The 24,798-nt window shown below is 65.3% G+C and carries 27 protein-coding genes; 23 read left to right on the top strand and 4 right to left on the bottom strand.

Annotated elements, in window-relative coordinates:
- Positions 1 to 114 precede the first annotated feature (114 nt).
- The 6 genes from ACJH6J_RS24010 (at position 115) to ACJH6J_RS23985 (ending at position 6,628) form a co-directional block, all read left to right on the top strand.
- Positions 115 to 1,599, top strand: a complete 1,485-nt coding sequence (locus ACJH6J_RS24010) for a hypothetical protein (protein ID WP_406804630.1) — start codon at positions 115 to 117, stop codon at positions 1,597 to 1,599.
- 348 nt (positions 1,600 to 1,947) lie between these two features.
- Positions 1,948 to 2,994, top strand: a complete 1,047-nt coding sequence (locus ACJH6J_RS24005; RefSeq protein ID WP_406775383.1) for a hypothetical protein — start codon at positions 1,948 to 1,950, stop codon at positions 2,992 to 2,994.
- Positions 2,991 to 3,338, top strand: coding sequence for a hypothetical protein (locus tag ACJH6J_RS24000; protein WP_406775382.1), 348 nt, complete (start codon positions 2,991 to 2,993; stop codon positions 3,336 to 3,338). Before ACJH6J_RS24005 ends, ACJH6J_RS24000 begins: the two co-directional genes overlap by 4 nt.
- Positions 3,339 to 3,506: 168 nt before the next feature.
- The gene (locus ACJH6J_RS23995) at positions 3,507 to 5,258 is read left to right on the top strand and encodes a hypothetical protein (RefSeq protein ID WP_406775381.1); all 1,752 of its coding nucleotides are present in this window, start codon (positions 3,507 to 3,509) and stop codon (positions 5,256 to 5,258) included.
- Between the two features lie 49 nt (positions 5,259 to 5,307).
- A complete protein-coding gene (locus tag ACJH6J_RS23990) occupies positions 5,308 to 5,850 on the top strand; it encodes a hypothetical protein (RefSeq protein WP_406775380.1) in 543 nt (180 codons plus the stop codon).
- A gap of 115 nt (positions 5,851 to 5,965) precedes the next feature.
- Positions 5,966 to 6,628, top strand: coding sequence for a hypothetical protein (locus ACJH6J_RS23985; protein WP_406775379.1), 663 nt, complete (start codon positions 5,966 to 5,968; stop codon positions 6,626 to 6,628).
- 72 nt (positions 6,629 to 6,700) lie between these two features.
- Here the strand turns inward: ACJH6J_RS23985 and ACJH6J_RS23980 are convergent, their stop codons facing one another.
- A complete protein-coding gene (locus ACJH6J_RS23980) occupies positions 6,701 to 6,958 on the bottom strand; it encodes a helix-turn-helix domain-containing protein (protein ID WP_406804629.1) in 258 nt (85 codons plus the stop codon).
- 64 nt (positions 6,959 to 7,022) lie between these two features.
- Positions 7,023 to 8,003: a hypothetical protein gene (locus ACJH6J_RS23975; RefSeq protein WP_406775377.1), complete on the bottom strand. Its 981-nt coding sequence runs from the start codon at positions 8,001 to 8,003 to the stop codon at positions 7,023 to 7,025.
- Positions 8,004 to 8,329: 326 nt separating this feature from the next.
- On the opposite strand from ACJH6J_RS23975, the gene ACJH6J_RS23970 reads away from it, so the two are divergent.
- From ACJH6J_RS23970 to ACJH6J_RS23895, 16 genes are all read left to right on the top strand, one after another.
- Positions 8,330 to 8,857: a hypothetical protein gene (locus ACJH6J_RS23970; RefSeq protein ID WP_406775375.1), complete on the top strand. Its 528-nt coding sequence runs from the start codon at positions 8,330 to 8,332 to the stop codon at positions 8,855 to 8,857.
- Positions 8,858 to 8,894: 37 nt separating this feature from the next.
- Positions 8,895 to 9,275 (top strand): hypothetical protein, encoded by a 381-nt coding sequence (locus tag ACJH6J_RS23965; protein WP_406775374.1) that lies wholly within the window; start codon positions 8,895 to 8,897, stop codon positions 9,273 to 9,275.
- Between the two features lie 69 nt (positions 9,276 to 9,344).
- Entirely contained in the window at positions 9,345 to 9,602 is a 258-nt protein-coding gene (locus ACJH6J_RS23960; RefSeq protein ID WP_406775373.1) for a hypothetical protein, read from the top strand.
- Between the two features lie 49 nt (positions 9,603 to 9,651).
- On the top strand, positions 9,652 to 9,897 hold the full coding sequence (locus ACJH6J_RS23955) for a hypothetical protein (protein WP_406775372.1): 246 nt from the start codon (positions 9,652 to 9,654) through the stop codon (positions 9,895 to 9,897).
- 4 nt (positions 9,898 to 9,901) lie between these two features.
- Positions 9,902 to 10,321, top strand: coding sequence for a hypothetical protein (locus ACJH6J_RS23950; protein WP_406775371.1), 420 nt, complete (start codon positions 9,902 to 9,904; stop codon positions 10,319 to 10,321).
- A 5-nt stretch (positions 10,322 to 10,326) separates the two neighbouring features.
- Positions 10,327 to 10,989, top strand: a complete 663-nt coding sequence (locus ACJH6J_RS23945) for a hypothetical protein (protein ID WP_406775370.1) — start codon at positions 10,327 to 10,329, stop codon at positions 10,987 to 10,989.
- A 165-nt stretch (positions 10,990 to 11,154) separates the two neighbouring features.
- Positions 11,155 to 13,113 carry a DNA cytosine methyltransferase gene (locus tag ACJH6J_RS23940; RefSeq protein ID WP_406775369.1) on the top strand — a complete coding sequence of 653 codons (1,959 nt, stop codon included), beginning with the start codon at positions 11,155 to 11,157 and terminating at the stop codon, positions 13,111 to 13,113.
- A gap of 93 nt (positions 13,114 to 13,206) precedes the next feature.
- Positions 13,207 to 13,815 (top strand): hypothetical protein, encoded by a 609-nt coding sequence (locus ACJH6J_RS23935; RefSeq protein ID WP_406775368.1) that lies wholly within the window; start codon positions 13,207 to 13,209, stop codon positions 13,813 to 13,815.
- Positions 13,816 to 13,846: 31 nt separating this feature from the next.
- Complete coding sequence (locus ACJH6J_RS23930) at positions 13,847 to 13,996, top strand: hypothetical protein (protein WP_406775367.1); 150 nt, start codon at positions 13,847 to 13,849, stop codon at positions 13,994 to 13,996.
- Positions 13,997 to 14,282: 286 nt separating this feature from the next.
- Complete coding sequence (locus tag ACJH6J_RS23925) at positions 14,283 to 14,798, top strand: hypothetical protein (RefSeq protein ID WP_406775366.1); 516 nt, start codon at positions 14,283 to 14,285, stop codon at positions 14,796 to 14,798.
- Between the two features lie 249 nt (positions 14,799 to 15,047).
- Positions 15,048 to 15,317: a glutaredoxin-like protein NrdH gene (gene nrdH / locus ACJH6J_RS23920; RefSeq protein ID WP_406775365.1), complete on the top strand. Its 270-nt coding sequence runs from the start codon at positions 15,048 to 15,050 to the stop codon at positions 15,315 to 15,317.
- A gap of 14 nt (positions 15,318 to 15,331) precedes the next feature.
- Positions 15,332 to 15,742 carry a hypothetical protein gene (locus ACJH6J_RS23915; RefSeq protein WP_406775364.1) on the top strand — a complete coding sequence of 137 codons (411 nt, stop codon included), beginning with the start codon at positions 15,332 to 15,334 and terminating at the stop codon, positions 15,740 to 15,742.
- A 5-nt stretch (positions 15,743 to 15,747) separates the two neighbouring features.
- A complete protein-coding gene (locus tag ACJH6J_RS23910; RefSeq protein WP_406775363.1) occupies positions 15,748 to 16,347 on the top strand; it encodes a hypothetical protein in 600 nt (199 codons plus the stop codon).
- A gap of 23 nt (positions 16,348 to 16,370) precedes the next feature.
- Positions 16,371 to 16,601, top strand: a complete 231-nt coding sequence (locus tag ACJH6J_RS23905) for a hypothetical protein (RefSeq protein WP_406775362.1) — start codon at positions 16,371 to 16,373, stop codon at positions 16,599 to 16,601.
- Positions 16,598 to 17,026, top strand: a complete 429-nt coding sequence (locus tag ACJH6J_RS23900; protein WP_406775361.1) for a hypothetical protein — start codon at positions 16,598 to 16,600, stop codon at positions 17,024 to 17,026. The genes ACJH6J_RS23905 and ACJH6J_RS23900 overlap by 4 nt, the downstream gene beginning before the upstream one ends.
- On the top strand, positions 17,023 to 17,337 hold the full coding sequence (locus ACJH6J_RS23895; RefSeq protein WP_406775360.1) for a hypothetical protein: 315 nt from the start codon (positions 17,023 to 17,025) through the stop codon (positions 17,335 to 17,337). Before ACJH6J_RS23900 ends, ACJH6J_RS23895 begins: the two co-directional genes overlap by 4 nt.
- 95 nt (positions 17,338 to 17,432) lie before the next feature.
- Here ACJH6J_RS23895 and ACJH6J_RS23890 read toward each other — a convergent pair whose 3' ends face one another.
- Positions 17,433 to 17,693 carry a hypothetical protein gene (locus tag ACJH6J_RS23890; protein ID WP_406775359.1) on the bottom strand — a complete coding sequence of 87 codons (261 nt, stop codon included), beginning with the start codon at positions 17,691 to 17,693 and terminating at the stop codon, positions 17,433 to 17,435.
- A 327-nt stretch (positions 17,694 to 18,020) separates the two neighbouring features.
- Positions 18,021 to 18,479: a hypothetical protein gene (locus tag ACJH6J_RS23885; RefSeq protein WP_406804628.1), complete on the bottom strand. Its 459-nt coding sequence runs from the start codon at positions 18,477 to 18,479 to the stop codon at positions 18,021 to 18,023.
- Positions 18,480 to 18,836: 357 nt separating this feature from the next.
- Here ACJH6J_RS23885 and mobF point away from each other — a divergent pair, with 357 nt between their 5' ends.
- A complete protein-coding gene (gene mobF, locus ACJH6J_RS23880) occupies positions 18,837 to 24,767 on the top strand; it encodes a MobF family relaxase (RefSeq protein ID WP_406804627.1) in 5,931 nt (1,976 codons plus the stop codon).
- The last annotated feature ends 31 nt before the right edge of the window (positions 24,768 to 24,798 follow it).

Below are 24,798 nucleotides of genomic sequence, written 5' to 3'. Positions count from 1 at the left end.
CTACTATTCCCAACTCGTGACCGGTAGACCGGCCGGATCACAGAAACCTGAGGGTGCATGAAACCCGGGACGGTTCAGCTTCTATGCTGAGTCTGGCTGGGGAGAGGGGCGATTATGGCGGGAACGGCGCTGAAGCCGGTCATCGAGGCAGGAACCCATCGGGCAACATGGACGTTGTCCAAGCCTCCCGATTCTGAAACCTGGCAGGTACCCGGCGAGGTTGACCTGCAAGAGCTCAGGCAGCCCGGCGGCGGGGTCTTCGGAAAAGCCCCAGTGAACTGGACGCGGAGCGGAAACTCGATGGGAGCTGGGTTCCCGCAGCACTTCAAGTACCCCCTCGTGCACGGCGAACTCGATGGCGGTTTGGACGTCGTGCTCATCGACGCCGTCCTCACCGTCTCCGGTGAGGGCAGCCGCGACGGGTTCATGTCCCATAAAGGACCTAACGCGTATTTCGACGCCTGGGCGGCGCTCGTGGGGCACACGATGCCGACCGACGGTCCCGTTCTGGTCGATGGCGGCGTGATCCAGGTGCCTTATCTCGAAGCCTTCGGGGGACGAAGCCCTCTTGCGGAGGTGCACATGCCCCATGGCAACCTGTATGAGCAGGACGAACCGTTGTTCAGCGCCACCATCGACAAGAGCAGCCTCCAAACATGGCGTGACGACGACGCCGAGGTGTCGCTCTACTATCAGCTCTCGGCGGATGTCGGCAGCTGGTACAGCTTTGGTCTAGCTTTCAGTCCCGTCGTCTCGGTGGAGCTCACCACACCTATCCCACTGGTCGAGTTCCTGATGCAGTGGGCGTGGCCGCTGCGGGGGCTCATCGCAGCCGCGACGGGCAAGCGGGTGGACATCAGCTACTTGACCTGCTCACCAGTTACAGTTGGAGACGACCGCCCGCACGGGCGCCGACAATGCCAGGTGTTCAACGCATCGATCGCGCAAACGCCCTACACATCAACACGGTCGCTGCGGGACAAGGACGTCTCGGATATACGCCTTGCCTCCGACGACCAGTCACTGCTGGAGTTGCTCCGCCGCTGGCAGGCACTCCAAGCCGAACAGAACCCGATCCTCAACACCTACGACATCACGGCGGTCGGGCGGAATCAGCACCCACGAGCGAGGTACCTCCTTCTGCTCCAGGCGCTCGAAGGGCTGTGCGGATACGAGAAGCGATTCGAGGAGCAGCAATCGACGTTCGTAACGGAGCGCGAATCAGTCATGACGAGGTGCCAGGAAGTCTTGGACGGCGCAGCCCTCCGATTCGTTAAGAAGTATTTGGCGAAGCGGCGCCCCGTCGGGCTCGACTCCGTGCTCGGCGAAATGTTCGGCGCTCTGCCTGTCGACATGGAACCTCATCTCGCCGAGGGCGCACTGGTGCAATCGGTACGTTCGGACAATCCCTCAATTACCTCGACTCTGGATGCGCTTCGCGTCGTTCGCAACGATCTGTCGCATGGGAACAAGACCTACGACCGACGGGAACTGTCCGACGCTGCCGATACCCTCGAACGAGTAGTCAGAGCACATCTACTTCGTCTCCTTGGCACGTCCGACGCGATACTCACCCGAGTGCTGACACCCGAGAGGTGAGTCCGGGACACACGACGAGGGAGAGGCCACGTGAAGTCGGCCTGTCAGCGCAGAGCCTGTAGGAATTGCAGCGTTTCGTGAGACAAACCCCGGTGTATCCGACGTGAGAGAGATGGAATCGTCGCCGGTCGGGGGCGCGACGACATGCAGTCAAAGATGAGAACCTACACCGCGCAACTGCCCCCGCGCGGCCCGCCGGCCAACGACGCCCCTCGAACTCCCGCACCACTGTTCGCCGAGTGGGTGCTCAACGATCGCAGTCCGCGGCGCTGCACCTTACGTCAAGCACCGTTGATGGCGATCAAATCAGCGTCAAGATATCTTGACAGCAGTTGGTAGACTCCTATCGTGGGATGGGAGTACGCACCCGGCGGCAGAAGCGGCGAATGGCATGAGGGCTATCTCGTGGCCGAATTCGATGACGGCCAGCGGGCATTCGGTCTCTTCGGCATCGGCATCCCGGCCGGACACTTGGCCGTCGACCAATACGGCGACGGAACCTGGGGCGAAGAAGCCGTCCGCCGCCACGGCGGCCGGCCCGAGTTCCAGACACGCCCCGCCGGCGAGGTCATCGGTTGGCGAGTCACCTGCAATTGCTACCAGTCAGGATCAGAAGCACCCGACCACCGATGGTTCAGCCGACAACTCTGGACACGGGTACCCTCGCCAACGCGCCATGATCCCAAGGCATTTCGCATCTACGCCGCCGACGAGGACGTACTCGACGTGATCAGCGGTGACGCGAATCCCGCGGCCCACGACGTATGGTGGCGCGACCACATCAGCGAGCTTGACGCAGCGATGGCGATTCGTGTTGCAGCCGAGGCCGTCCGTGCCGGCGAGGAGCAGCTCGACCGCGCTGTCGCCAGCGCACGACGCCAGAACCTGACCTGGGCCAAAATCGGTGCGGCAGCGGGAATGACTGGTCAAGCCGCCCACGCACGTTGGTCAAAGCGAATGATCCCAGCGGGGTTGACTGAACCTGCGCAGGGCACGATCGGCCAGTTTCTAGCCGCCGACCCAGGTCTCCCCTCGCGATTCAATCCCAACCTGGCGGTCTGTGTTGACGGTGAAGGCGTGCCTCCCGCTTTCAGGAGCGGACACCACTCCGGCGCCGACGACTCCCTACCGAGCGTAACGGCGGAATCCCTTGCTAGCGAACTGCGTTCACGCGGATGGGTCGCGCGCGAGAGCGGGACCGAGGAGGACACCGAGCAGGTATGCGAAATCGACGAAGACGACCACGGCCAAGGAGTGGACGTCAACGTCTACTTCCTCCGGTACGAGCCCGCAACGTGGATCGTGGGCGCGAACACGCACCATGCACCCACGCCCAGCACCGTTGCCGAGCTGGCTGACCGCATCATCGCAACAATCAGTGAGGACGCCCGGTGAGCACCGCGTATTACAACGAAGAGGCCTTTTTCGAGGCTTGGCGCAAAGGCGTACAAATCGCCGGGGCTCTCTATTTCGGCGACGGCCATACGTCGAACGTCGAGACAGCCACGAGCAAGTACGACCTAGCGCCGGACTACGACGCCGTCATGAGCGCCCTTGGCACCCTTTCCTCCGGCGAGGCGGTGTTCCTCGCCGCGATGTACAGCTTCTACAACGACGATGCCGGCGGCAAAATGCTGGCCCAGCTCGACGCCCCAGGCCTTGCCGGTATCTCGGCGCACCTGGACGAAGCCCGCTGCCGGGTAATTGCTGATCTTTTGGTCTCCTACGCCGGATGGTAGCCATACCCATGTCCGACAACGCCACCCCGGCCAACAAGTGCGATATCGGGCTGCTCCCGGTGATACGCGCCGAGCCACGGTTGCTCACCCTCACCTAGGCCCCCACGACCCCCGGCGCCGGAATCGCCCGGGCGGCATCTCCTTATAGCGAAAGGAACCAAAGCACCCGTGCCGCCGATCCCCATCGAGTGGCTTGGACCCAACAACACCTTTGGGGCCAACGTTCCCGGCTTAGACGAAATCGGCGCGATAGCCATCCCATACGCCCGGCTCCCAGGCCGGGCCGCGACCGCCTACCGCCCGCGCTACACATACTGGGCTGACATCGCCGACGAACTGATGGAAGACCTGATGGCCCTTCCTGGAGCTGGCGAACGTACCCTGCGCGCCACCCTGGCCGCCGCGATCGAAACCGTCGCCGCACACCGCGCAGCCCGAGGTCGACGCCGGCTCACCGCACCCGCGGCCGCTCATGTCCTCCTCGATCGTCTAGGTCCAATCGACCGGACCCTGCTTACCCGCCTCGTGTTCCCGATCGACCCGCACCCTCGCGAAGACGTCGCGGCCGATCTTGGCGTCGACCCGGCATGGTTCGAGCGCAACCGGCCCCGCACCAAACGCCGGTTCGCCGAAATGCTCGCCGAGCCGGCCCACCAGGACGTGACCCGCCACGCCCGCGCTCTGCGGACTGTTCTTGGCCCCTACACACCCAGCCAGCGCGTTATCCACCATCTCAGGGAGTTTCGCTTAGACCCTTACGGCGCTGAGGCTCAGATGTACCTGTATCTCGCCGGACCGTACGCGCCTCGCGGCGACTGGCACGAGAACCGTGCCATCGACGGTCAGCGTCGAGTGCTCGACGTCGTGGCGCGCGCATTCGACACTTCCCCCGTTCAAACGGACAAGACACTCACCGCGAAGCTCGTCGAAGCGGGCATGCCCGCTGCCGTCGTCCCGACGTTTCTCGGCACTTTCTTCAGCCTGCGCCGCCTCAATGGTGTCTGCGTGCAGTGGGGTTCGACGTCAGGTGAGCAGGCCGAAGCGGTCTTGCACGCGATGGGCAAGCCGATGACTGGCGCGGACATTCACGCGATGATCGGCCGCCAGGCGCTGACACTGGAGACGCTCATGGGAACGCTGTACACCGACGACCGCTTCGTCCGGGCATCGAGAACCACCTGGGCCTTGCGGGCGTGGGGAACGGTCCAGTATCAGGGCGTTGTCGACGAGATCGGCCGCCGCATCGACGCGGCCGGGGGCCGCGTACGCAGCGCTGACCTGGTCGCTGACATTCTGGCCGCAGTGCCCGATGTTGCCGAATCGTCCGTGCGTGGATACATGGCATCCCTGGCCTTCATCTCCGAAGACGGCACTCTACGCCGCCGTCGTGACGATGACCCCTTGCCGGCCCAGCCTCACTGGAACACCGCACGCGGAACCTTCCAGCACGGCAATACCATTCGACTCGCCCTACCTGTCACGAGCGAGCTGTTGCGCGGCTCCGCGGTCCAAATTCCGGCGGCCACCGCAGCCGGCGCGGGAGTGCAACCCGGCGTGCGGCGGAACTTCGGCACAACTGCCGGAGACGTCGCGATGATTTGGCCGCTGTGGAGCACCAACGGGCCACGCCTCGGAACTATTCGCGCACTCGCCAAGTCCCACGGCGCGCAGATCGGCGACACCGTGGTGCTGATCTTCGACACCGCCAAAGAGACGCTCACTGCCCGCCGCATTCCCGCGGGCACCACCGGCGAGCCTCTGCTCGAGCTCGTTCTCGGGACGAAGAGGATCACGCTACGCAGTATCGCCACAAGGCTGGACTGTTCACCCCAGGACGTTCACACCATCCTGACCCGGCGCGGCGATACCGCCCTCGCCGCCGTCGTCACCCGGGTCTGTCAGTCCCTTGCGCCAAAATAGAACGCACTACGCCGCGATTCACCGCACCGCACCGAAGGCCGAGGAACAGATGATCACCGATAGCCGAGAAACAGCCCCCGCCAGCACCGCGTTCGAACCAGCGCGCGTCGGCTTCGCGAACGGCGAGGTGAAGGTCGTCCACCGCGCCGAAATCGATGATCGGACCGGAAGGCTCACCATCGTCGACCGCGTCAGCTACCCCGATCCGAACGACAATCAGTTGAGCGAAGCTGAGCACGTTCGCCACTATGCCGCGCATGCTTGGACATGGGTTGAACCTGAAATCGACAGCGGCACACTGTGGGTTCAGCACTACCCGTGCACACAGGACGGAGAGCCGCTCAACGATCGCACCGCCTGGTTCCGTCTGGCATGGATGGTGCCGCGCGAGGAAGCGGTGAAAGTCGCTGCGCGATACGTTGCTGACCAATTCACCTACCGCTGGACCGATGTCGCGCCGCACATCGAGCAGGACCTCGAACCGCCGGTCCGGACATTTGCACGGCCGTTGGTGGACCGCCAGGGCAGGTTCCACAATCTCGCGTTCCGCTGGCTGCCGCACCCCGCTACGTGGCCGGAGTCGAGGTCGTGATGAAGATGGTTGTCGGTGACCGTTTGCGCATTCGGTGCCGGCCGGTATCCGAGTGGATACTGCCGCAACGCGATTCCGTCACACCGCCGACCAGCCCGCAAAGAATCGGACACCGATGAACGAGTACGAGCACAGGGCGCAAGAGGTGATAAACGGGCTCACCACGTTCCTCCACAACTTGTGGGTCCGTCAGCTACTTGGACAGGCACTTGAGGCGGCCCGCGGCGGAACTCTCGCGCTCGACTGGCGGGACCGACTGACCAGTCCCACCGGTTGCCCCCCGGACGTGGCCGCCCTTGCCCTTGAAGAAGTGCGGCAGCTGCCTGTCGCCGCGTGGGAGCCGGCCGCGTCGGCGAGCTGGGACGAGGCGTTGGGATCATGGTTCGCCACCACCCGGGCGCTGCTGGTCCAGGACTACATCCAAAAGGCCGCACAGCAGCACCACGCGCTGGAGACTCGATCGAAGATCTTTCTGCACTTAGCGCCAGGCCCCTCCGACAAATTTGCGGATATGGTCCGCCGGGAGGAGTACGGGTCGGACGTTGCCACCTTCAATCTTCTGAGACAGCAGACCAACCTTCACATCGTGCACCGCGACCGCGCGTGCGCGTCCTATCTGGCTGGTCTCGCCGCCGGAGGCAGACCCAATGACTGGGTCGCCTGGTTCTCGCAGCGCATCGACACCTGGGAAGACCGATCCGCCGCTGAGAGCAACCGGATGCAGCTGGACTGGATCACCAAAAACTGGGAGCAACTACCGCTCTACTGGTTGAGCTGACACAGGCTAACGGGAGCACGGTTGCCACCTCGTTTCTGCCCCGATGTCGGGGTCAGAGCCACTTTAGGCGCCTTACTGATCGGATTCCTCGGTGGCTTCCGACAGGATGCCCTTCGTCAGGGCCGCCGGAGTCGTACCCAGGGCGGCCGAAATGCGTGCCAGGAGGCCGACTGTGATGTTCCGACGCCCGTTTTCGACCTGGTTGACGTAGGTCCGGTGGATGTTGGCGCGTTCAGCTAGAACACCTTGCGCGAGGCCCAGCTTTTCGCGTCGGGCCTTGATCTTCGCGCCCAGGCGCTCCAGGACGGCGGGGTCGTCATCGTCGGACATTCGGACCTGCTTTCTGGGTGCTGATGTAGCACATAGTCTACGGTCCAGGGTGTCGATCGCGAACTCAGAACAGTCCTTCACCGGTCGCCTCCTGCCACCATTGCTCAAATCCGCCGCGCTTCTTGGATTGCGGCCCGGCGGGGGCCGCGACGAACAGATGATCGGCGTCGCCATCGGACCGGTCCCGCAGGATGTGGCGCACGATGCCGTCGGCCCCGACCACTCGCTCGCCAGGCTGGGCCGCGAGTTGATCAGCCATGGCCGTGCGTGTGCCGGTGGCCAGGACGTCGAGCGCGCGCGCTGTGATCCCTGTGCCATTCCGTGCACGCCGGACAACCCGGCGTACCTCGTAGAGGGACCACTCAGCGGAGTCCAGCCGGGACTGAAAGAGTGCCAGCGCCTCGGTGAGTTCTGCATCGGCGACCAGGTCCGCAGCGCTGCTGCCGACGATCAAGGTTTGGGACGGATTAATGCTGCGTGCAACGTATTCCAGGAACAGTGCGTCTGCCGCTAGGTGCGGTTCGCGCCGGTAGCGGCTGATGACCTGATCCCGGCCCGCTGCGCTGCTCATAGCGAAAGGGCAGAAGCCGCAACACGATTTCGGGATTTCTTCGCCGAGTACATCCAGTACGTATTGAGCGCAGTCGCGGCGGGTCCAGCCCCAATCTTGCAAGGGGTACCAGCCGACCCGCAGATCGGTGTCGTGTAGGCGGTCCTTGTCCGAGCGCGACCGCTCATCGGCTTCGAAGCCCACGGCGTGACGGTACCTGTGGCCTTTGGTGATTCGAGCGATCACCGGATCGAGGGCGTCGCCCTTGGCATGCACCGAGCACAGTCGTTTGCCGCCCAGCTGGGGAAGTGTTGCCGCAGCGAGCATTTCGTCGCCCAGGGTGTAGACGCCGTCGGAATGCAGGCGTGACGGCGAGCGCGAGTCGTCGAGGACGACGACGCCGGCTCCCGCGCGTGTGGTTCGGCGCTGCGCGCGGGCCACCTGAACAAACCGCACCGAGTGGGCTGCGAGCATCGGGATGATCAACCGGGACATCGCGCTGATGGTGGCCTGGCTCTCGTGTCCGGTCATCGCCGATACCACTGCCAATTCGGACAAATCGAAGTCCCTCGACGTCGGGTCGGTCATCCAGCGCACGAGCATTGAGGTGGAGTCCAGGCCCAGCCCAAAGGACGCCACCACCGTTGGTGCGGGTTCGCTCTGATCAAGGCCGCCGAGTCGATCATGGTGACCGGGCGTGTCCCTGAGAGTGTTTGTTGCTGCGGCCATTTCGCATCTTTCATTCCACTTCAGCTGTTGCCTATAGTCTACAGCGCGATGTAGACTATAGGCAACACGCCGGAAGGGAAGGCCTCAGCCAAATGAGCGATCTCACCACTGACCAGCGATGGCTGCTCTATTTCATCGGTGGATGGACGATCCGCGACTGCCTGATCGACTCCACCGGCACCGACCACCTGATGCAGTCCATGGCCGGGGGGTACAACCATAAGCCCCCCACTGGCGGCCCGGAATGGATGACCGCCTACGAAACACGCAACGGCAAAGTCGTCTCACCCGGCCACGGCGACGTGCGGGTAGTTGTCACCAAAGCGCAGATCAACGCCTACGCCCGAAGCCTGCCGACCTCCATTCGCGACGAACTCATCGCCGCCAGAGACGAGGAAACCACGGAACGTAACCGCACCCTCGGCTGGTGCCACTGCCCCCATGCCCACATCGCGCCGAACGCCCATAGCGGCCCGTGCACCCGCTACCACCCCACTGAAGACGAAGACCACGCGCACTACCTGGAAGCAGACCGACTCCGGGCCATTACCAAAGACATCCTGCGCCGCGCCCTGCGCCTCGACGAACAGGCCGAACAACTCGACCTGTTCACGCTCTGACAGTCACCAAATACCCGACACACCAAAGGAGTACGCCATGACGACAACCACCTACGTCGCCACCGTCGCCCCATTCGATACCGCTGCCACCGAGGACAGCGGCCCACTTGCGCGCGTCAGGTACGTTACCGAAAATCACACCTTCGTCCGCGTCACTCGCGTGCAGCACGACGTCCTGCCCGCCGTCACCGGATACGGTCTCGACTTCTGGCTGACCGTGGACACTCTGGCCCGGCAGGTTCACCGCCACATCCTGGAGCTGATCGCTGCCCGAAAAATCCACCACGTCACCAGCTTTCAGGAGCTCTCACCCGAGCACCGCGCAAAGATCGACCACTCCCCCGAATTGGCAGACCTCGGCCCAAACGGCTTGCTCTACGTCCACTTACGCGTCACCGATCTGCTTCGGTTCGGCTGACCCACAACGCCTCATCACCTCCGACCGCCGCACCCCGATCACCATCACCCGACACCACGAAGGACCATCATGAGCAACCACCTCGAATGGGGACACGCCCACACAGCTCTCGCCGAGATGCGACCAGCGGACAAGCACGACCGCCGCGACTACCTCCACGCGGCCAAACCTCAGCCGCCGTACCCGCCCATCTGGCAAGCCAATCTCGTCAACTCCGACGGCGACGGCCTCGCCCTCATCGGCACCCGCGAGGCACTACTGACCTTCCTGGACACGGCCCGCGCCCACGTCTCCCACCACACCGATCCGGGCCGCGACCACGCCTGAACCACGCCCGACTCATCCTCTCCCCCATCGCACCCGAAGGACCCCAACAATGGCACTCACCGAGCCCGTCGACCCCTCCGACATCAACCTCGTCCTCCAGAACGGCATTGGACCGCAACTGGAATGGCAACTGGACGCATCCGAACTCGAACGCCGGCTCGATGCCGCCGCCTATGCCGCCGCGGCGATCCTCAACACCCCGTTCTACGAAGACGACCTCAGCGCCGCCGAACGCGCGAGTGCCGAGCAGGCCTACGCCCAGGCTCCATACGCGATCCGCGAGAGCACCCACTGACGTCATGTGCACGATCGACCCCGACATCGACTACGACTCCCCGCACGGGGCACGCGGATACGGCCAGACACTGATGGCCCTGTCAAAGCTGCTCGCCGCCGACTGGCACGTCACCGATTCCGGGGGCGGCTGCCAGCTCATCGTCTCCGGTGCTGTGCTGGAGGGCGGCTACCGCATCCAGGTCTCCGACCAGGGCGGCCCACTGTCGCCCTACCTGCACCGTGTCCGCGCCTGCCGAGCTGGGCGCACCGTCGGCTGGGCCGTCGGAATCTACACCGCCGCAACCGACTACGCCGAGCTGCACGGCTGGGCCGACACCGCCGACAACCACGCCGATATCGCCGCGCTGACCGCTGCCGCACTCGATGACTGCCGCCGCCACCGCGGCGCCACCTGCCACTGCCCCACCACCGAAAGGAACTGATCACCATGTCCCTCGCCGCGTTCGAAAAGTGCGCCCGCTGGCACTTCGCCAACCCGCCGGCCACCTGGACCGTGCACAAGGTCGACGCCCGCACCTGGCACGTCCGCGCCGCCGACGGAGCAGTCATCGACCGCTTCACCACCAAACGCGCAGCCGAGCAGGCCTGCACCGACGGCACCTACGTCAAGCTGTGGCACGCGAAAACCGCGTGGTACATGGGAACCGGCGCCGACCCCCGCGAACGCGCCCTCACCGACGAGGAACGGGCCATCGTCGACGAGATTGTCGGTTATGTGAACCGGAACACGACGACCTTCGAGGAGGCCGCAGCAGACCAGTTGCGGCGCATTCGATTCCGCGACCGTGACGCCGACGACACCGAAGTCTGGGAGGCGACAGTCTTGCCTGACGGACGGTACGCGGTCAAAGGCGTGCACTGGTGGACCTTTGCGGAGGCCGAGCTCGAGTTCGTGGACTACCCGGAAACAACGCAAGGAGAGCAGCAGGTGCCCGATGAGCTTGACGAGCTCGCCGCAGCGTGCGACCACTGGGACCGGATCATCGAGAGCGACTTGGCGACCAACGATGCCGAGCACGAGGCGGCACTGAGGATCATCGAGATAGCCCGCCGTGTCACGGCCCGGCCACGCAACGAAGCGAACGTGTAACTGCCCCAATTAGTTCGGGGCCGACCCCGCAGCGGGTCGGCCCCGGAAGCCGTACTCAGAATTAAGCTTTTAGCACCCCTAAACTGTTGCCTATAGTCAACACTACGGTGTAGACTATAGGCAACCCCCGGTGAGGGTGACCGGGACGAAAGAGGGGACACGCCAATGACTTCCACCGCCGAATACCGCCCAGCACTCGGCAAGCGACGCTTCGCGCACGACGACCTGGTGGCCGTCGACCTGTTCTCCGGCTTCGGCGGATTGACCAGAGGCATTGCACAAGCAGGCTTCACGACCATCTGCGCGGCCAACCACAACGAGTACAAGATCGCCGTTCACGAGGCCAACCACCCCGAGGCCGAACACTGGATCGCCGACCTGGTGGACAAAGAATCCTCGTCCTACCACTCGGTGCGGGACCTGCCCGCCGCCGATCTACTCGCCGCCGGCGTGAGCTGCGTCAACCACAGCCAGGCCAACACCAAGAAGGCCTACGAACAAGGACTTTCGCTTTTCGACTTGGAAGACCCCGAGTTCGAGGACAGCGTCACTCGCTCCGAGCGCGACCGCGCCACCGCAAACTGCGTCCTGCACTACGCCGCCACCCATCACCCGCGCCTGATCCTGGTCGAGTGCACCACCGAATTGACCTCCTGGGGACCGGCCATCCAAGGCAAGCGCAAGGTCGGCGACGGCAGCACCTACCGCTGGTGGCTCAAGCAGTTCGATTTGCTCGGTTACAACCACCGCGTTCTCTACCTGAACTCCATGTTCTTCGGAGTTCCCCAGTCGCGTGATCGCCTGTACATCGCCTTCTGGGACAAGAAGATTCCGACACCCGACCTGGAACACCGCCCGCTCGCCGCTTGCAGCTTCTGCGACAAGATCGTCGAGGCCGTGTGGACGTGGAAGACCGGAGTGCCCCCCACCGGGTCGGTGCGCTACGGCAAGCAGTACGAGTATCGCTGCCCCTCCTGCCGCAAAGCCGTGGTCCCGCGCATGACGCCGTCACTGGCCGCGATGGACCTGACCGACCTGGGAACCCGCATCGGAGACCGAAAGAAGCCCCTCGCCGCGGCGACCATGGCCCGCGCCGAGCGGTGCCGCCAGCGGTTCGCCGAGTTCCCCGCCGTGTTGATGCCGGCCAAAGCGCTGCACGGTTCTGAGCGCCACCCCTGGCAGCCGATGGCCACGCAGACCAGCCAGCAGGAGACCGCGATCCTGTCGACCGGTGCCCTGGTCGCCGCAGCCGGCAACACGTACGAACGTCCCGGATCGACGTGCCGCAGCCGCGACCTGAGCCAGCCGCTGTGGTCGCAGACAGCCACAAATGCCACCGGCCTGCTCACGCCGTCGGTCGCGATCACCGGGCAGACCCTGGCCGCGCATCGGCACAACGGCGACGGCAAGCACCTCACACTGCCGATGGACACCGTGACCAGCACGCACGAGCGCGCCGTCCTGCTCGGCGTGACCAACTACCAGGGTGCGCCACGAGGACTCGACGAGGCGCTGCCCACCCAGGGCGGCTCGGAGACCCTTGGACTCCTGTCGACCGGTGTTGTCCCCTTCCGCCAGAACACGATTCCCACCACGCACGCCGAAGCGATGCCGACCGTGACGTCCGACCAGATTCCCGGCCTTCTCACCGCCGCAGGCCGCGTCCAGTGCAACGGCTCCATCGAGGAAGCCAAGTACCGCGCCTACCCCGTCGACAAGCCGATGGGCACCGTCGTCGGGTCGGCCGTCACCCAGGGCGTCCTGTTCAGCGGCTGGTTCAAGCAGAACGGCAGCACCGGTACCGAGACCGCACCACACCCGCTTTCGGACCCGCTGGGCACCATCACCTCCGCCGACACGACCGCCGTGATGACCGCCGAATGGCACGCCATGCTCGCCGACCTGACGCTCGAAGACTGCTACTTCCGCATGATGGCCCCTCATGAGATTGGCCGGGGATGCGGCTTCGACGTCGACTTCGCCGACTACAAGGGCACGTTCGTGGTCTGGGGATCGGCCCGCAATCAGGTCGACGGCTACGGCAACGCCGTCTCCCCCCAGGTCGGCGAGTGGATCGGCCTCCGCCTGCGCGCCGCCCTGCACCGCGAGACCGTCGCCGCCTGACACAACTTCCCGGGGGTGGGGTGACCGAGCCTCCCCCACCCCCGGCGCAAACCCTCCACACACAACCCAAATCACGCGAAAGGACCAATCACCGTGTCCGCCAAAGCTCCCCACCTCCCCTTCACCACCGACGAGCACGGCCAGGCCATCCTGACCACCGTCCCGATCACGCTCGCCTACTTCGAAGGCCACCTCTACTACCTCACGGCCTGCTGCGGCGCCTCAGGCAAAGGGTCCATCGCCGACGGCACCCCGAGCATCGTCTGCCGAAACTGCTACCGCGGAGTGGACGACGTGTTCGCCGACAGCTGGCAGATCGATGACGAGGCCGGATGGGCGCGCTACCACTGCCTCGTGCGCGCCGACTGCATCGCCGATGCCCAAGCCCGACAGCACGTCGCTCGCGTACGCCGCGCCGCCGATCGCGCCGCCGCCGTCGACGCCGGCCATCGCCGGGAGCCTGCTCGCCAGGAACCGCCCGCACCGGTTCTCACCGAAACGGTCAAAAGCCTGCTGGCCGACTGGTTTCCGCTCCGGGACCGGCTCAACGACCTGCGCGCCAAAGAACTGTTGTCCACCGGCGAACGCGCCGAAATCGAGGAGAACCTCCGCGAACTGGTCGACATCGCAGACGAGCTGGTCGCCCACTTCGTCCCGGACGTACACGCCCGCTTCGCGATCACCGGCGACATCCTGCCCTGAACCCAGCGACCCCAGAGACTGGGAACTCCCGATGGGACCGAAGTCGTCACCGACATTCTGGTGTTGCGCCGCAAAGACATTGACGCCGCCGCTCGCACTGCGCGCCCGCCGCTGCCACGAGCACCACATCTTCGCCATCGACGGCACGCACAGCGTCCGCGTCGGCATCGACCGCTACTGACGAAAGCCCCGACCAATGCACACGTTCTAGCTCGCCTCGCACCAACCTCACTGGCTGGCCACGGCGGGCGTGCCGCTATTTTTCTCCCACCGCCGTCTTGCCGGCCGCAAGACCTTCCCCCGTGCCGCAGCCGAATGGGCACTGGACTCGGGCGCGTTCTCCGAACTGTCGCTCTACGGCCAGTGGCGCACCACCGCACGCGAATACCATCGCGCGGTCCGTCGCTACGACGACGAAATCGGGAAACTGTCATGGGCTGCTCCGCGACCTCATGTGCGAACCAGACATGCTCGCCAAGACCGGACTCACCGTCGCCGAGCACCAGCGCCGCACCGTCGAGAATTTCGTTGAACTCCAGGAATTGTGGGACGGAAAAGACTACGACAACCCCTACATGCCGGTAATTCAAGGATGGTTGCCAGAGGACTATTTGCGGTGCATCGACATTTACGAGGCGCGCGGCATTGATTTGGCCCAGTTCCCCATTGTTGGAGTTGGTTCGATATGCCGCCGCCAGGCCAGTTCGCAGATTGACACTGTTATTTCCACCGTCCTGCGGCGCGACCCCGATATGCCGCTGCACGCATTCGGAGTGAAAGCAGGTGGATTGAAACTATATGGCCGCAAGATTCTCACCGCCGACAGCCTCGCCTGGTCCTACCAAGCCAGACGCGAACCACCGCTGCCCGGGCACACCCACAGCTCGTGTGCGAATTGCCTTGACTACGCCTTGAACTGGCGCAACCGTGTTCTTGCAGTCCGGCCCAGCCAGCAACTCGCCCTCTTCGACGACGTCGCGTAGCGCCCCACCTATTCGGTGAAAGCTGCGGTTGGCAATCGGGCAACTACCGAAATGGCATGGAAGAAGAAAAGCGCATCAGAACCTGCCTAGTGCACCGCATCATAGTGGTAACGAATTGCAACAGAAAAAAATGGTAAAGACATGCTGAAAAAAAGTCTAAGAATCATTCATTAAATGGTGCATGAGCTGCAGAAATACTATATGATAGACGTGCGTTAAACAGTTTGCCAGATCAATTCGGAGGGCATCATGAACAGCACTGTTACGGTCTACACCAAGCCCGCCTGCGTGCAATGCAACGCGACCTACAAGGCACTCGACAAGGCAGGCGTCGCCTACATCAAAGTGGACATCACCCAGGATGACGCGGCGCGTGATCACGTGATCAGCCTGGGGTACCTGCAAGCTCCCGTCGTGGTCGCCGGCCAGGACCACTGGTCGGGCTTCCGCCCCGACCGGATCAAGGCCCTGGCAGAAGAGGCAACGTTGTCATCTGATGCAACGGCGGTCCCGGCATGAGCGCAGGCGCTCCCATGTCATTCGACATCCGCTCCTACCCCTTCCCTCCGCCGCCCGGGTACCCGGTACCGCGCACGGGCATCCTCGAAAAGCTGCTCGCTCGGGTATTCGACCGCCGGCGCATCCGTCACGACGTTGCTCCATACCGGCCTCAAGACGGCGGCGTGATGCGCACCAGCGATGGCGCCGTATACATCCCAGAGGCCACGCCCCCGGTGCGGCCGATCATGGGATTCATCCCCCGAGAGTCATGGCGGAAGCACGCCATGTCCAACCGCAGTCAAATCCAGGCGCTGGACCGCTACGTGAACGCGCTCTCGACCGAGTTGCGCAGCGCCTCAACGCACCTCCCGGCAGCAGACCGCCGGCGAGTGCTGACCCTGATCGCCGCCGAGACCAGCTCCAGCAACCTGGCCAGGCGGTGACCACGATGACCACGCACCTGCCATTGAGCTGCACCGCAGACGAACTCGGCACCACGCCGAGCGACACCGCCCCGGCGACCGTCACCGCCGGGCCAGCCCCCGACCTGACCGACTACGACGTCATCCTGGTCAACTCCAGCGCCGGCAAGGACAGTCAGGCATCACTCGATGTCGTGGTCGAGCAGGCGCGCGCCGCAGGCGTCATGGGGCTGCGTGGCGAGGAAAGCACCGCCCGCGCCCGCCGCGCCGCGTACGCCGCCAACCCGTCGGCATCCAACGGCCGCCGCCGCGTCGATGACTGGTACCCCATCCACCGCTACACCGTCGCCGACGTGTGGGACCGCATCGCGGTGGCGGGCACACGGCCACACCCCGCCTACGCCGCAGGCATGTCCCGACTGTCCTGCCGGTTCTGCGTGCTCGCTTCCCGCGCGGACCTCGTGTGCTCAGCCCGCCTCAATCCCGCGCTGGCCGACCGGTACGCCGCCGTTGAAGCCGCCGCCGGGCACACCTTCCGCGCCGACTTGTCGATGGCCGACATCATCGCCGAAGCGCGCGGACAGCAGCCGCAGCTGAGCCTGCTCGACCTTGCTGACATTGCGTAACCACACTCGAAGGGAGCCCTGCGATGCATCAGTTGACCATCGATCCGGCGCCGAACAGCGGGCCAGTCGTCAGCGACCACGTAGATCGCAAGACGGCTGCCGCCGCGCTCGCGGTCTTCGTGACCGCCCACGACTGTGACCCGGTCGCCAACCAGATCACCGAGCACCACGAAAGCTACGACCTGGTGTGCCTGGCGCAACGCCGCGTCGTCGCCACCGCCACCATCGAGCCGACGGTCGCAGCCGGATCGTGAGCACACCCCGGCAGGCCGCGCGCACCGATCTGGCCCCCTTCCGTGTCGACGACGCGGCGTTCGAGGACTGGATCGACCTGCACGCCGACACCATCGAGAATGAACTCCCTTCCCGCGACGCACTGCCCGGACCTGCCGCGCTGTTCGGCGGACTCGTGGAGGAAGCCGCCGCGATCGGTCCGATTGTGGGCGACCACCGGGTGGAGATTCAGCTCGTCGTGGCCGACGACCCGCCCGGCCCCGGCTATGTCCTAATCGTGCGCCCACGCAGCAACCCGGCCCTCCCCGGACTGACCACCGGCTGGACGCACCTGACCTTCCCTGCCCCCGACGACGAGCCACGCGACGCACTGTGGCGATACCTCACCACCATCTGCGACCAAGCCAACCAGCTGCTCACCGACCCCAGGAAAGTGCTGCCATGATCGACAATCGCCCCTACGCCTTCGAGTTGGCGCATGATCTGCTGGCCGACCGCACTGCCGGCCGCGACGTCGAGGGGCATTACGCGAACGCCGAACGCAATGGCGTCGGTCGCGCGGCCCTGGACCGAGCCGCCGCGACTCTGCAGCGTCTGGCGCCTGAGGATTTCGCGACGTGGATACGACACGAGTACCTCGTCGATGGCTGGCTACACGGCTACGTCGATGTCACCGCGGGTTCCGGCGACGAGCTGACCACCTGGGTGCTCGGTCAGCTGGCGGAAACGCATTACGGTTCCGACCGGCCCACGTGATCCGTTGTTACGCAATACTTCCGCACCGGACTCGTTGTTCGGTGCGATTCGGTTCCGCACATCAGGCTGCCGCGCGCCAATAGTGCAGTGCCTGTTCACCACAGCGTCGGTTGCGCGGTACCGAGCAGTGCCGCGGTCACCCGGCTAGCGTCCCAGCCGTCGGCGACGGCCGCGCGTATTGCGCGCGAGCGCTCGGCCCGGGCTCTCACGCCTGCGCCGCGCGCCACGATGGCCGGTCTGCCGCCGCCGCGCCGCATGCGTACCATCCGCTCCATGTTGTCGCGCTGGCTGCCGCCGACGACATGCTCGGCGATGCCGCGCTCCACCTCGAGCAGTGGGACAGTTCGCGTACACACTGGGTTGTCACAGGTGTGCAGCGCGAAAACCGTTGGTTCCAACACCTTCCCGCTCAGCGACAGCGCAAGTGCGTACCGGGAGCTGCGCACGACGCGCCGCACGCCATCGCGTCTGATTCGAAAGACGCCGTAGCCGTCGTCGCTCAATGCACCCGCCCATACCCAGCAGTCGCTGTCGAGTGGGCCGGTGACAATCCGACTGTGGAACCGCGCGATTTCGTCGGCATGCTCGATAGGGTCGACGCGCAACGGTAGCGGTTGCGAACGCCCCCGAGGGCGCGCCACCGCCTGAATTCTACCGTTGCCCAACACCTTCGATGCTCCGCGCTACTGGGCGCCCGCGACGGCATCGCCTGCCGGCGTCCCGTCCGTGTCGACCGATGTGCGGTTGGGCAGCGGCACCACCTGAGCATCAGTGCTCGGCGTATCGGCGACGTCGGCGGCCTGGGCCTCGGTGGCGTACTTGAGGTATTCCCGCAGCCGGCTCACGCCATATCCCGTCGCCGTGCTGATGTTGGACAACGTCTCCCCGCGTAACCGCATCGCCTGCAACGCCTTTCCGGCTGCAGTGCGGTGGGCCTGGCGCTTGCGTTCGGCTTCGCCCTTGAGTTTTTCGATCCGATCGGCCAGCCAGGCGTCCACTTCATCCACCTGCGCAACGCGCACCGTGAACTCCGTCAAGTCGCCAATGTTGGCCCGCTCGCGCGCTTCTCGCGCCTCAGCGACGCTCTGCTGCCGCTCCATGAGACGCCGGCGCGCCTCCTTGCGGCTCGTGGTCTTCTCCATGGGTCCCGATGATAAGACCACTCCCGCACACTTTTTCTCGATGTTGTCGCCGACCGCCGACCGCTCGATTTCCCGCACGTCTCCGTGTCATCGCTCACCCCTTCAGCAGTCGTTTGCTGGTGATCAATTTCGGTCACCTTTGGTCGCCCTGTCATCCCCTGCCGTCACCGTTCACTTTGACCTCCCGTTTCCCACCACCAGGCCGTTGACCTGCTCCTACCTTTTTGCCCTCCGCTTCGCACCACACACCTCTTGCACTACGGTCACGAAACGGTAACGGCCGGATTTGCGGTAGCCCGTTACAAGACCGCGAAAAAGCGTGCGGGGGTGGCCTTATGGTCACCCCGTGATGCGGCCATGATGAGCATTCACAAGCTCTCAGCGGGAGACGGGTACCTCTACCTCATCCGCCAAACTGCCGCGCAGGATGCCGAAAACCGCGGCCGCACTTCACTTGGCGACTACTACGCCGAAAAAGGCGAATCACCGGGGCGTTGGGTCGGCAAAGGACTAGCCGGCCTGTCCGATCTGCCTTCGCGAACCCTAACCACGGACGCGGAAGACGCGATGTGGCGCGTGGACCCCGGTTCGATGGTCACCGAAGACCAAATGAAGGCCCTCTACGGGCTGGGACTGCACCCAAACGCCGGCAAGATCGCCGAACACATGATCATGGCAGGCAGCGGCAAGGCCGCCACGAAAGCCGCTGTGAGCCTTGGCCGCCCGTTCGTCATCAACGACGCCGCGACCGAGTTGCAACGGCGGCTGGCCGTGGCGTACCGGGACCACAATCTGAGCCAGTCCCTGCCGTGGAACTCTCCGATCGACGAGACCCTGCGCGCCCAAATGCGCACCAGCATCGCCCGCGAAATGTTCGAGGCCGAATACGACCGTCCACCGCTGGACGAACGCGAACTGACCGGTTTCATCGCCACCCAGACGCGCGATCAAACCACCTCCACTGCGGGCTATGACCTCACGTTCAGCCCCGTCAAGAGCTTCTCGGTGCTGTGGGCGGTGGCACCCCCAGAGTTCTCGAAAATCCTTGAAGGCATTCATGATCAGGCCGTCGCCGACACCATCGAGTACATCGAAAACAACATGGTGTTCACGCGTATGGGCGCGCAGGGAGTGGCCCAACTAGACACCGAGGGGATCATCGCGGCGACCTTCACTCACCGCGACAGCCGCGCTGGAGACCCTGATCTGCACACGCACGTGCCGATCAGCAACAAAGTCCGCGCGAAGGGCCATGACGGCATTTATCGGTGGCTGGCCATCGACGGCCGACCGCTTTTCAAGGGCACCGTCGCGGCATCGGAGTTCTACAACTCGCGCATCGAAGCGCTCGGTATCGAACGCGCTGGGCTGCGATTTGCCGAGCGCCCGCCAACCGAACGAGGCAAGCGTCCAGTCCGCGAGATTGTCGGCGTACCCAGCGAACTGAACGAAGAATTTTCCTCGCGCCGCCACATGATCAATCACCGCTACACCGAGCTGGCGAAAGCATTTCAGGCCGACCACGGCCGCGAACCGACCACTGCCGAAGCAATCGCCCTGCACGAGCGAGCCAACCTCGAAACCCGTGTTGCCAAGCACGAACCGCGCTCTCTGGCCGAACAGCGCCAGCAGTGGAGAACCCAAGCCATCGAGGTTCTCGGCAGCGAACACGCCCTGGCCTCCATGCTGGTCCAGGTCCGCACCCCCGGCCGCCGCTCTGTCGACGACATCACCGAAAAGTGGGTGTCCGAGACCGCCGCCGCGGTCGTCGAGACCGTGTCCGAGTCACGCTCAAGCTGGCAGTACAACCACATCTATGCCGAAGCCTTGCGCGCGGTACGGGCCGCCGGCTGGGCCACCGACCTTGGGCTCGTGGAAGCAGTGACCGCCGCCGCGCTCGATGAACCGAACAGCCTCGCCCACGCCCGCGTCGGCGACGCGGACTTGAACGAACCGGACGTATTGCGCCGCCGCGACGGGGCCAGCGTCTACACCACGCACCGCACCGAACTGTTCACGTCACCGGAAATCCTGGCCGCCGAGAAACGGATTCTGGCCGCAGCCGGGCGCACCGACGGACGCACCGTGGACCGTGAGACCGTCGAAATGGCGCTGCTGGCTGAAACAGCAGAGCGTGGGCGAACATTGAACGCCGGCCAGGCCGCGATGGTGCGGGAGATGGCGTGCTCTGGTGCACGCTTCCAGCTCGCGTTGGCCCCCGCTGGAACCGGCAAAACCACCGCCATGTCGGTGCTTTCGCGGGCGTGGGAGGAATCCGGCGGCAATGTCCTAGGACTGTCACCGAGCGCCAGCGCCGCGCAAATTCTGCGCGACGACATCAGGACCACCACCGACACGATCGACAAGCTCATCTGGCTGCTGCGCCGCCCATACGCCACCGACGATCCGGCCCGCGAGTGGTTCGACAAGATCGACGAGAACACCCTGATCCTCATCGACGAGGCCGGTAAAGCCGGGACACTGCAACTCGATGAAGTAAACACCCTCGCCGAAGCGCGCGGCGCGCGCATCGCGACCATCGGCGACGACCGCCAACTCGGGTCCATCTCGGCTGGCGGCATCCTGCGCGATGTCGAGCGGATCTACGGCGCGTTGAGCCTCACCGAGGTCATGCGATTCAAGTCGCGCGCCGAAGCCCAAGCCGGTTTGGCGCTGCGCGAAGGTGATCCGTCCGCGCTGGCGTTCTACGCCGATGCCGGCCGAATCCACGTCGGGTCGGGCGACACCATCATTGATGACGCCTACAGCCGCTGGGCCGCCGATGTCGCCGCCGGGCACGACTCCACGATGCTCGCTCCCACCAACCCGATCGTCACCCAACTGAACCAACGCGCCCGCCTGGACCGCCTGGAGGCGCTCGCTGCCGACCCGGAAACAGCCGCCCTTTCGCCGGCCAAGATGAGGGAAACCGCTCTCGCGGACGGTCTGCGAGCATCCGCCGGTGACATCATCGCCACCCGCAAGAACAAGCGCTATCTGCGCCTGGCCGGCGGCAAAGACTACGTCCGCAATGGGCAGCGTTGGCGCGTTGATGCCGTCACCAGCGGCGGCGTTCTGAAGGTCTCCCGACTGGACAACGGGCAAAAAACAACGCTTCCTGCCTGGTACGTCAACGCCTACGTGACCCTGGGCTACGCCTCCACCATCGACGCTTCTCAGGGCATGACCATCGGCTCGCGCACCACCAAGGGCACCTGCCACGTCATCGGATCAGCGAACCTCACTCGCCAGAAGCTGTACGTCGCAATGACCCGGGCCACCGACGAAAGCCACATTTACGTCGAGACCGCCGAAACCGACGCCCACAAGGTTCTCACCCCGCGCGCGACCCACCCGGACACCGCCATCGACGTCCTGACCAAGGTGCTCGCCAGCGACGGCGCCCAGGTCTCGGCCACCACCGCCGACAACGTTGCCAAAGACCCCTTCACCCGCTTGGCCGGCGCGGCGCGCTACTACACCCACTCGGTCGGCGCGCTCGCCGAGAACAAACTCGGCCCCGAGACCATGGCAACGATCGACGCCGCCGCCGACCAGGTCCATCCCGGACTGACGCGCATGCCGGCGTGGCCCACCTTGCGGATGCACCTGGCCACCATTGCCGTCGCCGGGGACGACCCGATCATTGCCCTGCAACAAGCCGCCGGCCGCCGCGAACTTGCCAGCGCCTGGGACGTGGCCGCGGTGCTGGACTGGCGCCTGGACTCCAGCGGTGCCCACTCGGCGCACACCGGCCCGCTGCGCTGGCTGCCCGACCTGCCCCGAGGAATGTCCGACGAAGAGAACATCTACCTGCGGGCGCGCGCCGATCTGGTCACCGAACTCGCCGACGCGATCCGCACAACCGCCGCCGGATGGGACGCGACCACTGCGCCCGCGTGGGCGCGCCCACTGCTGGCCGCCAACCCCCAACTACGCGGCGAAATCGCGGTCTTCCGCGCCGCGCACGACGTCCCCGAAGCCGATACCCGTCTCACCGGCCCGGACCAATACGCGGTACGCGACCGCAAGATTCAGCGCCTTCTCGAAGACCTCGCTGCCGCCGAAATCGGCCGGACCGCACCGGACACCACCCGGTTCAATGACCTCGTCGACAAGGTCGACCCGCGCGTGCGCCGCGATCCGTACTGGCCACAACTGGCCGCGCACCTGGCCAAGATTGCCCGCACCGACATCGACCTGGCCCAGCTCATCGACGATGCAGCCTCCGATGGGCCGCTCCCGGACCTGATGCCCGGCGCCGCACTATGGTGGCGCCTGGCCGGACGGGTGCAGCCCGCCACCCTGGAAGCGTCCACTCCCTATTTGCAGCCCACATGGCTCCCCGATCTGCACACCGTGTTTGGGACAGCCGTCGCCGAAACGATCATCGCCGACCCCGCATTCGGCCGCTTGGTCGCCGCCGTCGACAACGCTGACCCGCTGCGCTGGAATCCGATCGACCTCCTGCACGTCGCGCACGAGCACCTGCGCGACGTCGACGCCGAGCACTCCACCCCGATCCGGCCCGACGAGTACGCCCTGCTGCTCACCTACTCGATCGACCTGTTCGCCACCGCGAATCCGTACGACCACATCGACATCCCGGTCCCCCACGAAGAACCGCTCAGCGTTGAAGAGCACGAGGAACTGGCCCACCGGTTCCCTGATCCCGAACACCCGCTCGAGCATCCAGACACCCACGCAGGCCTCTCCGACGACGCCCTGCTGGAAAAACTCGGCCTCGGCTACGGCGGCAGCCTCATTCCGCCGGACCTGGGCGAGGACATCCCGCCAGACCCGTACGAGTACGACGGCTACGCCGGCGAGGACGACTTGGCGTTCGAGGACCTGCTCACCGAACGGCCGCCCACCCGACCCGTGGCCGACGTCTTGGCCAATGTCATCGAGCTGCGCGGCCGCTACCACGCTGCCGGCGAACAGCTCAAACGCCTGCGCCGGGCGGTCATGGCCGATCAAGGACCGGCCATGACCGCCGCACAGGACACCTTGCGCGATCTGCGTGCCCGCGCCGACGCCGATCGCCCCTACATGCTCGCCGTTCAAGACGTCATGGCGCGGTGGGCGGACGCCGAACAGCACTACGACAGCATCATGGCCTGGGTCACGCACGAACGTGCCGAACTGTCCCGTTTGGAGGCTGACCCGAATGCCGACGAAGTCGCCGTGGACCTCGCCCGCTCGGGGGTGGCGCTGGCGATGTCAAACCTCCCCGAGCAGACCCCGGCCGAACAATTCCACGCCGACCTGACCGAGGCGTTGACGCGCCGCGCTGAGGCCGCCGGCGGCGCTGACCGCATCGTCACCGCCGATGACGTGGACACTGAACGTCGCCGCGCCATGGCCCAAGACTGGAACGCGGTCACCGCCGCACGGGTTGAGCGCGACCGCCTCGCCGGTGAACTCGACCGCGCCGAAAGCGCCACCGCAATAGCCTTCGCCGAAGCCGAAACCCGCAACGCTGCACACGTTTTGGACAACGTCGCGGCGCTGCACACCGAGATGGAAATGCTCCGCTCCGCCGGTTCCTACGTCGTCGAGCGAGGATTCACCATCGCCGATTCCAACACCGACCTCCTCACCAGCGATACGCTGCACCGCCTCAATGCGATCACCCGCAGCGGGTTCACCGTGACCGCTGTGCACGCCGGCGACGACAACGTCGCCCTCGATGCGCTCGGTGTTCTGCATACCGCCGCGACGACCAAGGGCCGCCGCATCCTGTGGTGCAGCCCCTCCGCCGAACGGGCCTCCCGCATCGTCGGCCCCGACGAAGCGGACTCGGTGCTCACCGTCGAGCAGGCTCACCAGCAGATCGCCACCGGCCAGTACGAACTGGACTCGGACACCACGATCGTCGTGGACCGGGCAGGTCTGGCATCGCCTGACGTGCTGGCCGACCTCGCCGAGCAGGCCGACGACCGCCGTGCCCGCGTCGTTCTGGTCGACGGCGACGAGCGCGGCTGGCCTCCAGCCCCGTCGGCGCCGATGCTCAAACTGCTTCACCGCGACCTGCCCTGGTCGGTCACCCTGTCCGTCGAGTCGGCCACCCCGGCACGCCGCGCCCTCCAGCCCGACCGAGACCCGTTGCTCGACCAGGCCGAACGCTGCGACCCGGCAATCCTGACCAGCGAGGTTACCGAGGCTCTAGAAGAACGCCGCCGCCTACGCCGCGACCACGAATCCGGCAACCGGTTCCACAACGAGCGCTGGCGTCTCGCTGACAAGGACCAAGATCGCACACGCGACGCGGGCCGCGAACGCTAAACACGCGGCGCCTAATTCAGCGCTGATCAAC

The organism is Mycobacterium sp. SMC-18 (assembly GCF_045310895.1).
Classification (GTDB): Bacteria; Actinomycetota; Actinomycetes; order Mycobacteriales; family Mycobacteriaceae; genus Mycobacterium.
Note: the sequence above shows the minus strand (reverse complement) of the source record. Positions and strands in the feature narration are given on the sequence as shown.